Source organism: Rhizobium sp. B230/85 (assembly GCF_019355735.1).
Lineage (GTDB): Bacteria > Pseudomonadota > Alphaproteobacteria > Rhizobiales > Rhizobiaceae > Rhizobium > Rhizobium rhododendri.
Genome location: NZ_CP072156.1, coordinates 2940621 through 2954121 on the forward strand (window position 1 = coordinate 2940621; position 13501 = coordinate 2954121).

12 protein-coding genes are annotated in these 13501 nt (G+C 63.8%); 7 read left to right on the forward strand and 5 right to left on the reverse strand.

What is annotated here, in order from left to right:
- Positions 1 to 59: 59 nt before the first annotated feature.
- From J5289_RS14215 to J5289_RS14225, 3 genes are read right to left on the reverse strand one after another with little or no spacing between them, the layout of a single operon-like run.
- Positions 60 to 1310 carry a CCA tRNA nucleotidyltransferase gene (locus tag J5289_RS14215; RefSeq protein ID WP_209184338.1) on the reverse strand — a complete coding sequence of 417 codons (1251 nt, stop codon included), beginning with the start codon at positions 1308 to 1310 and terminating at the stop codon, positions 60 to 62.
- On the reverse strand, positions 1307 to 1942 hold the full coding sequence (locus J5289_RS14220; protein WP_142823357.1) for a CoA pyrophosphatase: 636 nt from the start codon (positions 1940 to 1942) through the stop codon (positions 1307 to 1309). The genes J5289_RS14215 and J5289_RS14220 overlap by 4 nt, the downstream gene beginning before the upstream one ends.
- Entirely contained in the window at positions 1935 to 2561 is a 627-nt protein-coding gene (locus J5289_RS14225) for a DUF1285 domain-containing protein (protein WP_209184339.1), read from the reverse strand. The genes J5289_RS14220 and J5289_RS14225 overlap by 8 nt, the downstream gene beginning before the upstream one ends.
- A gap of 160 nt (positions 2562 to 2721) precedes the next feature.
- Here J5289_RS14225 and J5289_RS14230 point away from each other — a divergent pair, with 160 nt between their 5' ends.
- From J5289_RS14230 to J5289_RS14250, 5 genes are read left to right on the forward strand one after another with little or no spacing between them, the layout of a single operon-like run.
- The gene (locus J5289_RS14230) at positions 2722 to 3735 is read left to right on the forward strand and encodes a MoxR family ATPase (RefSeq protein WP_209184340.1); all 1014 of its coding nucleotides are present in this window, start codon (positions 2722 to 2724) and stop codon (positions 3733 to 3735) included.
- Positions 3736 to 3749: 14 nt separating this feature from the next.
- The gene (locus J5289_RS14235) at positions 3750 to 4670 is read left to right on the forward strand and encodes a DUF58 domain-containing protein (protein WP_111222677.1); all 921 of its coding nucleotides are present in this window, start codon (positions 3750 to 3752) and stop codon (positions 4668 to 4670) included.
- On the forward strand, positions 4667 to 7492 hold the full coding sequence (locus J5289_RS14240; protein ID WP_209184341.1) for a DUF4159 domain-containing protein: 2826 nt from the start codon (positions 4667 to 4669) through the stop codon (positions 7490 to 7492). Before J5289_RS14235 ends, J5289_RS14240 begins: the two co-directional genes overlap by 4 nt.
- Before the next feature lies 1 nt (position 7493).
- A complete protein-coding gene (locus J5289_RS14245) occupies positions 7494 to 9563 on the forward strand; it encodes a hypothetical protein (RefSeq protein ID WP_209184342.1) in 2070 nt (689 codons plus the stop codon).
- A gap of 2 nt (positions 9564 to 9565) precedes the next feature.
- Positions 9566 to 9994 carry a GNAT family N-acetyltransferase gene (locus J5289_RS14250; RefSeq protein WP_209184343.1) on the forward strand — a complete coding sequence of 143 codons (429 nt, stop codon included), beginning with the start codon at positions 9566 to 9568 and terminating at the stop codon, positions 9992 to 9994.
- Positions 9995 to 10003: 9 nt separating this feature from the next.
- Here J5289_RS14250 and J5289_RS14255 read toward each other — a convergent pair whose 3' ends face one another.
- Positions 10004 to 10573: a GNAT family N-acetyltransferase gene (locus J5289_RS14255; RefSeq protein ID WP_209184591.1), complete on the reverse strand. Its 570-nt coding sequence runs from the start codon at positions 10571 to 10573 to the stop codon at positions 10004 to 10006.
- A gap of 198 nt (positions 10574 to 10771) precedes the next feature.
- Here J5289_RS14255 and J5289_RS14260 point away from each other — a divergent pair, with 198 nt between their 5' ends.
- Positions 10772 to 11749: a glutathione S-transferase family protein gene (locus J5289_RS14260; protein WP_209184344.1), complete on the forward strand. Its 978-nt coding sequence runs from the start codon at positions 10772 to 10774 to the stop codon at positions 11747 to 11749.
- A gap of 10 nt (positions 11750 to 11759) precedes the next feature.
- Here J5289_RS14260 and J5289_RS14265 read toward each other — a convergent pair whose 3' ends face one another.
- On the reverse strand, positions 11760 to 12248 hold the full coding sequence (locus J5289_RS14265; RefSeq protein ID WP_209184345.1) for an NUDIX domain-containing protein: 489 nt from the start codon (positions 12246 to 12248) through the stop codon (positions 11760 to 11762).
- 105 nt (positions 12249 to 12353) lie between these two features.
- Here J5289_RS14265 and J5289_RS14270 point away from each other — a divergent pair, with 105 nt between their 5' ends.
- Complete coding sequence (locus J5289_RS14270) at positions 12354 to 13262, forward strand: metallophosphoesterase (protein ID WP_209206498.1); 909 nt, start codon at positions 12354 to 12356, stop codon at positions 13260 to 13262.
- Positions 13263 to 13501: the final 239 nt, after the last annotated feature.

Sequence of the window (13501 nt, forward strand, 5' to 3'; positions counted from 1 at the left end):
GGGCTTCACGACGCATATCGGGCGCAGCTTCCGCGATGAGGCGGAAGCTGCCCTAAAAATCACACCATTTCCCGCAGCCGCGACAGCAGGGTCGCCTTGTCGGTCGTGAAATTCTCTTCGATCCAGTGGCGTTCAAGATCGCCCAGCACCTCGCCCACACGCGGGCCGGCAGCAATGCCTGCCTTCAGCGCATCGGCTCCGCTAATAGGAAAGACCGGCTTCTGCCAGCCGTCTGTGCGATCCAGCAGCTTGCCGATACGCGCTGTGCGTGCCATCTCGGCAAAGTCGCCCTCCGCCTTGCCCCGTGCCACCGCAAGCGCGAGCTTCAGCCTGGTACGGATACCCTCCGCTCCATGGCGGTACAGCAACCTTTGAAATGTTGTATCGGACATCTCGTCGTCGATGACGGGTGCGGCGGCCCATGCGGCAAGCCTCGCCGCCTCTGCCTTCGACAGGCGCAACCGGATCGCGAGCTTTGCCAGCCTGTCGGCATCCGGCGGCACGATGGAAGCAAGCCGCAGCAATGGATCCGGCGACCAGCCAAGCGCCCGTTCGGTGGAAACAAGCGCCGGGATGGCGTCGATGCCCCACTTCTCCGTTTCCGGCAGGATATCGGTGAGCACGCTGATCTGCCGCATCCAAAGCAGCGCACGCCCCGGATCGGGTGCTCCCAGCAACTTCTTCATTTCCGACCAGATGCGCTCGGCCGACAGCGATCCCAGTGTGGCGCGCGCGCCGGCACAGGCCCTGAGGCCCGCAGCATCGGGCCGACCGGTGCCATAGAAGGCAAAGAACCGGAAAAAGCGCAATATGCGCAAATGATCCTCGGCGATCCGCGTCGCCGGCTCGCCGATGAACCGAATGGTCTTGGTCTCTATGTCCGCGAGGCCGCCAACGAGATCGATGACCTCGCCGCTAGCCGTTGCATAGAGCGCATTGATCGTCAGGTCGCGGCGTTCGGCATCCGCCTGCCAATCCGTGCTGAAAGCCACCTCGGCATGACGCCCGTCGGTGTCGACGTCGCGGCGCAACGTCGTTACCTCGAACGGCTTGCCATCGATCACCAACGTCACTGTGCCATGCGCGATGCCGGTCGGTACGGCCTTAATGCCGGCCGCCTTGGCACGGGCGACGACCGCGTCGGGCAGCAGCGTCGTCGCGACGTCGATGTCGGCGACATCGAGCCCCATCAGGCTGTTGCGGACTGCCCCGCCAACGATGCGCGCCTCACCGCCGTCGCTGTTCAGCAGCGCCAGAACCTGTCCGAGCGCCGCATCCGCAAACCACGTCTCTCCGGCAACAGTCGTCATGCGTAAAGCCTCTCGTACAATGTCCGGACGATCCCGGCGGTAATGCCCCAGATCATCCATTGACCGTAGGGCATGCGGTAGAAATGACGCTCGCTGCCCTTCCACTCCATGCTGTCGCGCATATGGTGCGTCGGGTCCATCAGAAACGACAGCGGCACTTCGAAAGCATCCTCGACCTCGGTCGGGCTTAGCGTCAGCTCGAAACCCGGCTTGACGACCGCCAGGATCGGCGTGATGCGGAACCCGGTCGCAGCCAGATAATGCGGCAGGCGGGCCACAGGTTCGACGAACAGATTGGCAAGCCCGATCTCCTCCTCAGCCTCGCGCATCGCGGCAGCCTCCGGCGACGCATCTTCCGGATCTATGGCGCCCCCCGGAAAGGCGATCTGGCCGGAGTGCTTGCGCAGATTTGTCGTGCGCTGCGTGAAGATGACCCGTGCGTCGTCTCCCTCGTCGATGACCGGCACCAGCACCGCGGCGTCGCGCAGCGTCATCCCCTCGACGTCGAGAATTCTCTCGCGGTTGAGAAGGTGATCGCCGTGCTCACGCCAGGCAAGCTCGACGGGGTTACCCGTCTGGTTGAGCGCGCGGCGGCGGAATTCGGCTGCCGAATAAAGCGGAAACTCACTCATCTGCCAGGGCATTCAGCGTCAGCGCCGGCATGATCGGGAAAGTCGCGCCGCCGGAGCGGACGCAGAACATCGCGACGCCGTCGATGTCGAGCGTTTCGCCGAGAGCCGCCAGATCGTACATGACGGCCCGTGACACCAGCGCCTCCAGCCGACCGCGCACATGCAGATAGGGCTTGAGTTCGTTGTTGTCGCCATGCACGACAAAGCGCAACGGATGGGCCTCGCCTGCCTCCACGACGTCCCCAACGTTCGTCCGGAATGTCAGTAGCGGATGGCCGTCAACCTGCGTCATGGTCATCTCGACCGCCAGAAACGGCGCATCGACGACGCGGATGCCGACTTTTTCCACAGGCGTCACGAGATAGGTCTTACCGTCCTCGTCTTTGCGCAACACCGTCGAGAACAATCGCACCAGCGGCGCACGGCCGATCGGCGTCCCCATGTAGAACCAGGTACCGTCGCTGCGGATTTCCATGTCGAGATCGCCGCAGAAGGGCGGGTTCCACTTGTCGACCGGTGGCGGCCCCTTGGTGTGGTCTCCGGCATCTCCGGCGGCGCGCGAAATCAGGGCAGCCAGGCCTGCCGCGTCGGTCGTCGCGCTGATTTCCTCGGCTGCCATTGTTCCGTCCCGGTTCGTCGCTAGTTCTTGCTGTCACACGAGATAGTCATTCGGGACGCGCTTGTCAGCATTGTTGTGAGGGATAAATTCTCTTGAGTATGGGGCAAATCTGTATGAACTGCGAATCGACAAACCCGTCTTTCAGCCGCCGGAGATGCACATGGGCATGATCAATTCGACAGAGGCTAGCCTCGACGACAAGGCCATGATTGCGTCTGCAGAGCGTGCGCTTGCCGATATCGCCGCAATTCGCGACCAGGTATCGAAGGTCATTTTCGGCCAAGAAAGCGTCGTCGAGAAGACTGTGCTCGCGGTTCTGGCCGGCGGTCACGCGCTGCTGGTCGGCGTTCCCGGCCTCGCCAAGACCAAGCTGGTGACGACGCTCGGCGACGTCCTCGGGCTGGGAGCCAGCCGCGTACAGTTTACCCCTGACCTGATGCCATCGGACATTCTGGGCTCGGAAGTGATGGACCAGGACGACACCGGTCGCCGTTCATTCCGCTTTCTCAAGGGCCCTATCTTCGCACAGTTGCTGATGGCCGACGAAATCAACCGCGCCTCGCCCCGCACCCAGTCGGCGCTGCTGCAGGCGATGCAGGAATACCACGTCACCATCGCCGGCCAGCGCTACGACCTGCCGGCGCCTTTCCACGTGCTTGCCACCCAGAACCCGCTGGAGCAGGAAGGCACCTATCCGCTGCCGGAAGCCCAGCTAGACCGGTTTTTGCTGCAGGTCGACGTCGGCTATCCGGAACTCGCCGACGAGCGCCGCATCCTGCTCGACACGACCGGCATGTCGGAAGCCAAGGCCAGTGCTGCCATCGATGCCGGCAGGCTGTCCGAAATCCAGAAGCTGATCCGCCAGATGCCGATCAGCGACAGCGTCGTCGATGCCATCCTGTCGCTGGTCCGCTCCGCCCGACCGGGCCAGGGCAACGCCACGACAGACAAGCACGTCGCCTGGGGACCGGGCCCGCGCGCCGGCCAGGCGATGATGCTCTGCACCCGCGCCCGTGCTCTATACCAGGGTCGCCTCGCACCATCGCTGGACGATGTACACGCGCTCGCCGAACCGATCCTGCAGCACCGCATGGCGCTGACATTCGTCGCCCGCGCCGAAGGCATGTCAGTGCGCGACGTCATTTCCGACTTGGTCAAGCAGGCCAGGACCTAGGGAGAGAGCGCCGCGTGGCATCCATCGGACAGATCGTCAATCCGACATCCGGCAGTGATGCCCTTTCCCGCGCCCGGCAACGGGCAGCTCTCGTCCCCGATTGCCTGGTCGAGGCGAAACGCATCGCCAACACCGTGATTGCCGGCTGGCACGGCCGCCGCAAGCGCGGCATCGGCGAGAATTTCTGGCAGTTCCGCCCCTACAGCGATGGCGAGAGCCTGTCGCGCATCGACTGGCGGCGCTCGGCCCGCGATGACCATACCTATATCCGTGACCATGAATGGGAAGCGGCGCACACCATATGGCTCTGGGCCGACATGTCGCCGTCGATGATGTTCAGGTCGTCGCTCGGTCATGTCTCCAAGGAAAGCCGGGCGCTGGTCGTCATGCTGGCATTGGCCGAAATCCTCGCCCGCTCCGGCGAGCGCATCGGCTGCCCCGGCATCATGGAACCGATTTCCGCCCGCAACGCTGCCGAACGACTGGCGACGGCACTGATGCACGCGCCGCTGGGCGGTGGGCTGCCGCAGACGGCGATGATCCGCGGCTGGAGCGACGTCGTGCTGATCGGCGATTTCCTCGACGATGCCGATAGCATCATGGCCCGTCTCGGCCCACTTGCCCGGCGCGGATTGCGCGGCCATGTGGTCGAGATCGCCGACCCTGCCGAGGAAACCTTTCCCTATAGCGGCCGCACCGAGTTCACCGATCCGGAAACCGGCGAAAAGCTGGTGGCCGGCCGCGCCGAGACCATTCGCGAGGATTACCAGCGTGCCTACCTGGCGCGTCGCGACAGCCTCGGAGAGACGCTGCGCCACCTCGGCTGGACCTTCGTCACCCACCGCACCGACCACCTCGCCTCCGAGGCGCTTGTCGCCGTGCACACCTACCTGTCCGGCATGCCGACCAGAGCCACCCATGGTGGTCAGTTGTGAGCGCGCTGGGCTTTGCCTATCCGGCGATGCTGGCAGCTCTGATCGCCCTGCCGGCGATATGGTGGCTGCTGCGCATGACGCCGCCGCGCCCGCAGACGGAGGTCTTTCCGCCCCTGAAGATTCTGGCCAAGGTGCTCAGACGAGAGGAAACCCCGGCCAACAGCCCGTGGTGGCTGACGCTGCTGCGTATGCTGATGGCGGCAGCCGTGATCCTTGCAATCGCCGATCCCGTCTTCAATCCGCGCACCAACACCTTGTCCAAGGCGGGACCTCTGGTTCTGCTGATCGACAACAGCTGGGCGAGCGCTGCCGATTGGGATCGCCGCGTGCAGACCGCCGACGCGCTGATCGGCGATGCCGATGCCAGCGAGACGCCCGTCGTCATCGCCTTCACCGCCAACCAGACCAACGATGCGATCCCCGGCACCGCGATGGCAGCGCGCGACAAATTACATGCCGCCGCCCCTATGCCGCTGGTACCGGATCGCCCACGCGCCGTGCAGTCCCTGAAGTCGGCTCTCGCTGGCGCCCATCCCGGTACCCTCGTTTTCCTGTCCGATGGAATTGCTGCCGCCGACAAGGACGATACTGTTCAGCAGCTAGCGTCCCTCGCTCCTGCAGACCTCCGCCTGCTGGAGGGCGATGCCAGCGAAGCCATCGTGCTGACCAGAGCCGCCAACGCCGCCGACGCCATGACCGTTACCGCGAGCCGCCTCGATAGCGCCGGCCCCGCCGGTTTCACGCTCAGCGCGCAGGACGCCCAGGGGCGCCCGATCGCTGCCGGCAAGCTCGCCTTTACCGCTGGCCAATCGGTCGCATCGGGCACGATCACCGCGCCCTTCGAGATGCGCAACGACTTTGCCCGGGTCAGCATCGATGGACACACGACCGCAGGCTCGGTTCATCTCCTCGACGACGGCTTCAAGCGTCGCCGCGTTGCTCTGCTCTCCGGCCAGGCCGTCGACGAGTTCCAGCCGCTGCTTTCGCCGCTCTACTATATCCAGAAGGCACTTTCGCCTTTCGCCGACCTCGTCAATCCGGAGGCCGACGATCTGGCAAAATCGATTACCGAGCTGCTGGCTGGCAATCCGTCTGTCATCATCATGGCCGACATCGGTCGCCTGCCGGCAGACGCCTATGCCCCGATGCAGCGCTGGATCGCCAATGGCGGGACGTTGATCCGTTTCGCCGGTCCGCGCCTTGCTGCAGCACCTGCCGACGATCCGCTGGTGCCTGTGATCCTGCGCCAGGGTGAGCGGGCGCTGGGCGGCGCCATGTCCTGGGCCGAGCCTCAACCACTCGCCGATTTCCCGGCTTTCGGGCCGTTTGCCGGCATGCCGAAACCGTCAAATGTGCTGGTCAAGCGCCAGGTTCTGGCCGAGCCGACGCCAGATCTGGCCGAGCGGACATGGGCAAGCCTTGCCGATGGAACACCGCTGGTCACCGAGAAAAACGTCTCCGCCGGCCGCATCGTGCTGTTTCATGTCAGCGCCGAGGCGTCGTGGTCGGATCTGCCGATTTCCGGCGATTTCGTCGAGATGCTGCGCCGTATCGTGCAGATGTCCCGCTCCGGCGGCGTCACTGCCGCCGATGGCTCCGCCAAATCATCCGCCGGTACGCTGCCGCCGTATCGGCTTCTGACGGCCAAGGGGGCGCTGAACGGTGAGACCGGCAGCGCCCGGCCGCTCGACACCGGCAAGAAGGGGCCTCTGCTCGCAAGCTTCGACAACCCGCCGGGTCTCTACGGCTCGGAAGAAGGGTTTACCGCATTGAATGTCCTGCCCGAGGGCGCCGAACTGAAGCCTCTCGACGCATCCGCTTCCATGGTGGTGCAGCGCGAAGGATTGATCGGCGGACAGGCCTGGTCCGCCAAGCCGGTACTGTTTACCATCGCCCTCCTTCTGCTGCTCACCGACAGCATTGCCGTGCTGTTCATGAACGGCGCCTTCAGCGGCATCCGGGGGCTATCTCGCTCAGCCGCAAAGACCGCCGCAATTCTCGCTATCGCGTTCTCTACGGCGGCTTTCCTGCACCCGGTCGACATGCGCGCCGACGATGCGAGGCCCGGCGACGACGTCAACCAGTCACGACTCGACAAGACGCATCTGGCCTATATCGTTACCGGCGAGGACGAAGTCGATCGGATTTCCGAGCGGGGACTTGCGGGCCTCACCGACTTCCTCACCTACCGCACGACGCTCGAACCCGGACCGCCTGTCGGCGTAGATCCCGCCAAGGACGAACTGGCGCTCTTCCCCGTGCTCTACTGGCCGGTGACCTCGACTGCACCGATGCCCAGCACTGCCACGATGAACCGCATCGACGCCTACATGCGCGCCGGCGGCACGGTGCTGTTCGACACGCGCGATGCATTGAGTTCCGTCGGCGACAATTCGGCTCCCGGCCCGAACGGCGAACGGCTGCAGGCGATCCTTGCCAATCTCGACATACCGCCGCTCGAGCCGGTTCCCGCCAAGCACGTGCTGACGAAATCCTTTTATCTGCTGTCGAGTTTTCCGGGGCGCTACACCGGCAGCCCGCTGTGGATCGAATCCCATCAGGACAACCGCGCAGACACCGGTACCAAGCAGGCAGCCACATCGGACGGCGTGACACCGATCATCATCACCGGCAACGATTTTGCTGGAGCCTGGGCTGTCGACGACAACGGCACACCGCTGCTGCCAACGGTGCCGCAGGACGATATGCAGCGAGAATATGCCTTCAGAACCGGCGTCAACATCATGATGTATATGCTGACCGGCAACTACAAATCCGATCAGGTCCACGTTCCGGATCTGCTGGAACGGCTGGGGCAATAGCATGACGCTGGATTTCCAACCCTTTCTCCCCTGGCCCGTCATTATAGTCTTCGCCGCGGTCGTCGCCGTCATCGCCGCCTTTGCCATCTGGCGTCGCCTGCGTGGGGCATGGCTCCGCGCACTCGCAGCCCTCGCATTGCTGGTAGCACTCGCCAACCCGCTGCTGATGCAGGAAGATCGCGACCGGCTCTCGACCATCGTTCCCGTCATCATCGACCGCAGCCAGAGCCAGCTGACGCCCGAACGCATCAAGATGACCAACGATGCCCTGGCGCAACTTAAAGACCGGCTGGCCGCCTTCCCGCGCATCGAGCCGCGCTATGTGGAGGCCAAGGATACGGCGGAAACCGATGCCCCGGCGACGCGGCTGTTCTCGGCGCTTGCCGGTGCCATCGGCGATGTTCCGCCGGCCCGCATCGGCGGTGCCATCTTCCTCACCGATGGCCAGATCCACGATATCCCCTCGACCGCCCAGTCGCTCGGCTTCAACGCTCCCATCCACGGGCTGATCACCGGCAAGGCCAACGAATACGACCGTCGCATCGAAGTGGTGCGCGGCCCCCGCTTCGGCATCGTCAACGAAGAACAGCAACTGACCCTGCGCGTCGTCGACGATGGCCCGAGCCCCGGCGGCGCGGCCCCCGTTACCGTCAAAATGAACGGCAACGAGATCGCCACTCTTCAGGCGACCCCCGGCCAGGAAACGCCCTTCAGCTTCAAGGTGCCGCGTGCCGGCAACAATGTGCTGGAGTTTTCCGTCGCCGAACTGCCCGGCGAGATCACGCTTGCCAACAACCGCGCCGTCCATCTGATCGAGGGCATCCGCCAGAACATGCGGGTGTTGCTGGTATCTGGCGAGCCGCACGCCGGCGAGCGCGCCTGGCGCAATCTGCTGAAATCCGATGCCTCGGTCGATCTCGTGCACTTCACCATCCTGCGTCCGCCGGAAAAACAGGACGGTACGCCGATCAACGAGCTGTCGCTGATCGCCTTTCCGACGCGGGAACTGTTCGTCGACAAGATCAAGGATTTCGACCTGATCATCTTCGACCGTTACCAGCATCGCGGTGTGCTGCCGATCCTCTACTACGACTACATTGCCCAGTACGTTCAGAACGGTGGGGCACTGCTGATTGCCGCCGGACCGGAACATGCCGGCCAGGATTCAATCGCCCTGACGCCGCTGCAATCCGTCCTGCCGGCAGAGCCGACCGGCGAGATGATCGACAAGGCCTTCTATCCCCGCCTGTCGGAGGAAGGCCGCAAACATCCAGTCACCCGCGGCCTCGACGGCTCGGATGTCGAGCCGCCGCATTGGGGCCGCTGGTTCCGCACGGTCGATGTCGAGCCGCCGCAGGGCCAGACCGTGATGGTCGGTGCCGACAACCATCCGCTGCTGGTGCTGAACCGTGCCGGCGAAGGACGCGTCGCCATGCTGCTGTCCGACCAGGGCTGGCTGTGGTCACGCGGTTTCGAGGGCGGTGGCCCGAGCGTGGCGCTCTACAGGCGCATCGCCCACTGGCTGATGAAGGAACCGGCGCTTGAAGAAGAAGCGCTGACCGCCACCGCATCCGGCCGCACGCTTCAGATCGCCCGCCAGACAATCGGCGACGATCCCGGCAGTGCGACGATCAAATATCCTTCCGGCAAGTCGGAAACCGTCAAGCTGGCACAGGGCGAGCCCGGCCTCTATCGTGCCGAGAAGCACACCGACGAGATCGGGCTGTTCCAGATCACAAATGGCAACTTGTCGACACTCGTCCACGTCGGCGCCGTCGATGCACCGGAATTCAAAGCGATGATCTCGACAACGGAGACGCTGAAGCCGCTGGCCAGCCAGACCAAGGGGCTGGTGACGCGCGTGGCTTCGGCCGGCGACAGCGTCGTCGTGCCGCCGGTCCTGCCGGTGCGGGGTGCAGTGCGCATCGCCGACGACCAGCGCATGAGCATCCGGCTGACAGACGAGACGGTTCTGCGCGGCATCAACACACTGCCGCTGTTTGCAGGGTTCCTCGGTCTCGCCGCCCTGCTCTTCCTGTTGACGGCGACCTGGTGGCGCGAAGGACGATAGCCATGGCAACCCTGGACCTGACCGACGCGCCTCTGGACGGCGACATGGCCGTGATCATGAGCGGGTTGATGTCGTTCAACGCATCGGACGTCGGGCCTCCCGAGCGTCGCTCGCTGGCCGTGTTCATTCGCGGAGACGACGGCAAGGTGATCGGCGGCCTGCTGGGCGTGACCGCCTGGGGCTGGCTGTTCACCCAATGGCTGTTCGTTCCCGAAGCGCTGCGCGGCCAGGGAATGGCCGGCAGGCTGCTCGCCAAGGCGGAAGCCGAAGCCCTGGAACGCGGATGCCACGGCGCCTGGATCGACACCTTCAATCCGCACGCGCTGCGAGCCTATGAGCGCCAGGGCTATGTGGCCTTCGGTGCACTCGCCGACTTCCCGCCCGGCCGCAGCCGGACGTTCCTGCAGAAGCAGCTCGCCGTAACATCCTGATAAGCTATGTTATTCCGTCCAGCCGATGGGCCCCTTGAGCCGCGCATGGACGTCATCAGCCATCGGCACGACGAGCACCCGGCGCGGATCGACCGGCCCCGGAAAGGCAAGCGCGTTATAGGCCACCTTCTCGAAACCGAGCGGCTCGTAGTAAGGCGGATCGCCGACGAGGATGACCGCCTCCGAGCCCTTCCGCCGTGCAGCTTCGACGGCAATGCGCACCAGTTCCCGGCCGATGCCCCGGCTCTTGTGCGACGGCCGGACAGCCAGTGGGCCTAGAAGATGGCCCCTGACGCTACCCGCCAGGACGGCCGTCATCCGGACGGATGCCACTGTCTCACCGTCGTCGGCGCAGATGAACGACAGTGACCGGTCGTGCGGACCCTGCTCGCGGATACGCGCTGCCGCCCGGACGAACCGTCCTGGACCAAAGGCTTCTTCGTTGATGAGTTCGATGACGGCGTCGTGGGACGCGTCCTCGGTGAGGTAGACCAGATCGTGCTTATGCATGAAACGTAACAAACCAGATGACAAAAAGGGATGGGTCTCGGAAACGCCGGATGCGGCGTTCGGGTCCATCAGCGTCGTCGCAGGTCTCTGGTTACGGTCATCGATCACAGTCCTTGAAGTGTGCCGAGGCCGATAGCAGGAAATATTTGCCTCGTCCAACGTAAAATGCGGCAAACGCGACAGCAACGGACTGTTCAATCTTTGCACGCTCGAAAATTCCGCCCGGCAGCGTATGTATCGTTCTGGGCAATTCGAAAGGACGATGACATGGGCATGCTGGTTGACGGCGTCTGGCAGGACGTATGGTACGACACCAAGGAAACCAAGGGCCATTTCAAGCGGGCTGCATCGCAGTTTCGCAATTGGGTGACCGCCGACGGAAGTGCCGGCCCATCCGGCACTGGAGGCTTCAAGGCCGAGGCCGGTCGGTATCACCTCTATGTGGCGCTCGCCTGTCCATGGGCCCACCGGGCATTGATCTTCCGCAAGCTCAAGAAACTGGAAAACATCATTTCCGTCTCGATCGTCGATCCGCTCATGCTGGAGAACGGCTGGGAATTCAAGAACCGCGACGGCGGCACGGTCGATCACCTGTTCGGAGCCAATGCCATGTGGGAGATCTATACGAGGGCGGATCCTCATTATTCCGGGCGCGTCACCGTACCCGTCCTCTGGGACACCAGGACCGGCACGATCGTCAACAACGAGTCCTCCGAAATCATCCGGATGTTCAACGGCGCTTTCGACAGTCTTACCGACATAACGCTGGACTATTATCCGGAGCCCCTGCGGACAGAGATCGACGAGATCAACGCCATCGTCTACGACACGGTCAACAACGGCGTCTACAAATCCGGCTTTGCGACGACGCAGGACGCCTATGAAGAGCACGTGCAAAAACTCTTCGCGACCCTAGACAGTCTCGACGCCCGCCTGGGGAAAAGCCGCTACCTTGTTGGCAACACGATCACGGAAGCCGACTGGCGGCTGTTCACGACACTGGTTCGCTTCGACGCCGTCTATGTCGGCCACTTCAAGTGCAACATCCGGCGTATCGAGGACTACCGCAACCTACCCGGCTACTTGCGCGAACTCTACCAGGTGCCGGGCATCAGTGAGACGGTCAACATGGCGCACATCAAGCGGCACTACTACGCCAGCCACAAGACCATCAATCCAACCGGCATCGTGCCTCTGGGCCCGGCACTCGATTTCAACCGGCCACACGGTCGCGGCGCGCTGTAGCGCCCGGCGCCTACCAGTAGCCGGTGGGTGCGAGGTTGCCGTTGATTTCCTGCAGCCGCCGGTGGGTGGCGGCCGTGGTCGTGGGCGGTAGGGCGTCGAGGGCGAAGAAGCCGCTCTCGACAATCTCCCAGTCAGGGTCGCGCAGCGCCGTCTGCTCGACGTCGGCGCGGTAGAAGGCCACGTGGTCACGGCGGCTGACGGAGCGGTTGAAATAGATGCCTATCAGGGTCGGTGTGCCCAGAATGGCCAAATTGCCTTCCTCCCGCAGCTCCTTGGCCAACGCCTGGTCCACGGTCTCGTGCCTTTCGACACCGCCGCCAGGCATGTACCAGCCGGGCAGGTATGAATGGCGAACCAGGAAAATTCGCCCCTCGCTGTCGAAGCAGGCAGCCCGCACCCCGAGCGTCATGCCGCGCGACAGTGCAAAATAGAGATGCGCAAGGGGGCCGGCAAGCCTGTGCTTCCACCCGCGCCCTTCCTGTACCAGTTCGTCGTCCATGCCATCCCTCTCTTAGCGGCCCGTTGGGGCGGGCCTGCCAAAACTTCCCCTTGTGCAGGCATACGAAGCATTTGATTTGAAACGAGACTGTTCTATGTCTCACCCATGTTCAAACTCGCGCATATCTCCGATATCCACCTCGGCCCGCTCCCACGGCTTTCCCTCTGGGAGCTTGCCTCGAAGCGCATCACCGGATTTGTGAACTGGCACCGGAACCGGCGCAAGCACTTGTTCGGCGGCACTCTGGATCTTCTGCTGGCAGACATCAAGGCGAAGGAGGCGGACCATCTTTGCGTCACCGGCGATCTAGTCAACCTCGGCACAAAGATAGAGATCCGCACCGCTGCGGAGTGGCTTGCAACCATCGGGCCGCCGGCAACGACCTCGGTCGTGCCAGGCAACCACGATGCCTATGTGCCGGGCTCCTATGAGAAATCCGTACGCGCCTGGTATCCCTACGTGCGCGGCGATCTCGCACCCGCTGCCTGGGAGGAAGACATGCACGTCTTCCCATACCTGCGCATACGCGACCGCGTCGCCATCATCGGCTGCTCGACGGCCGTTGCCACCTTGCCGTTTTCCGCGAGCGGATTTTTCGGATCGCGCCAGGCGCGCGAAACTGTACATATGCTGCGGGCTGCAGGCGAAGCCGGACTGTTTCGCGTGCTGATGATCCACCATCCGCCGATCCGCGGGGCCGCGTCGTTCCACAAGCGCATGATCGGCATCCGCCGCTTTGCCGCCGCCGTCTCGACCGGTGGCGCGGAACTGGTGCTGCATGGCCATACCCACCGCAACACGCTTCACTGGCTGCGCGGGCCGATAGGCCGCGTCCCGGTGGTCGGCATTGCCTCCGCGTCGCAAGGCGTCGGCGGGTCCAAGCCTCCCGCCGCCTACAACATGTTTTCGATATCGGGCGGTCCGGGCGCCTGGAGCCTGAAAGCCGAGCGCTTCAGCCTCAACCACCGGGGCGATGGCATCTCGGCTGAGGGCACTGATATATTTGCGTCCTGAAGCAGCCATGATAGCCGCTGGATTCTTGCCGGAAACAACAGTTTTATGGTCACCGCGCCTTTTACTTCGGAAAGACTGCGATATCTCCTGCCAATGGTCGTCTGCATCTGAGATCATCTGTCGCACCGGTCAACGAAGCCTTTATGCCGACTTGCGAAACGGGTCGGGAAGTGGTCATATCGCTGTCATGGATGTCTTCTCGATGCGTGGACCGACATCAGCCTTGCAAGGGCTGGTGC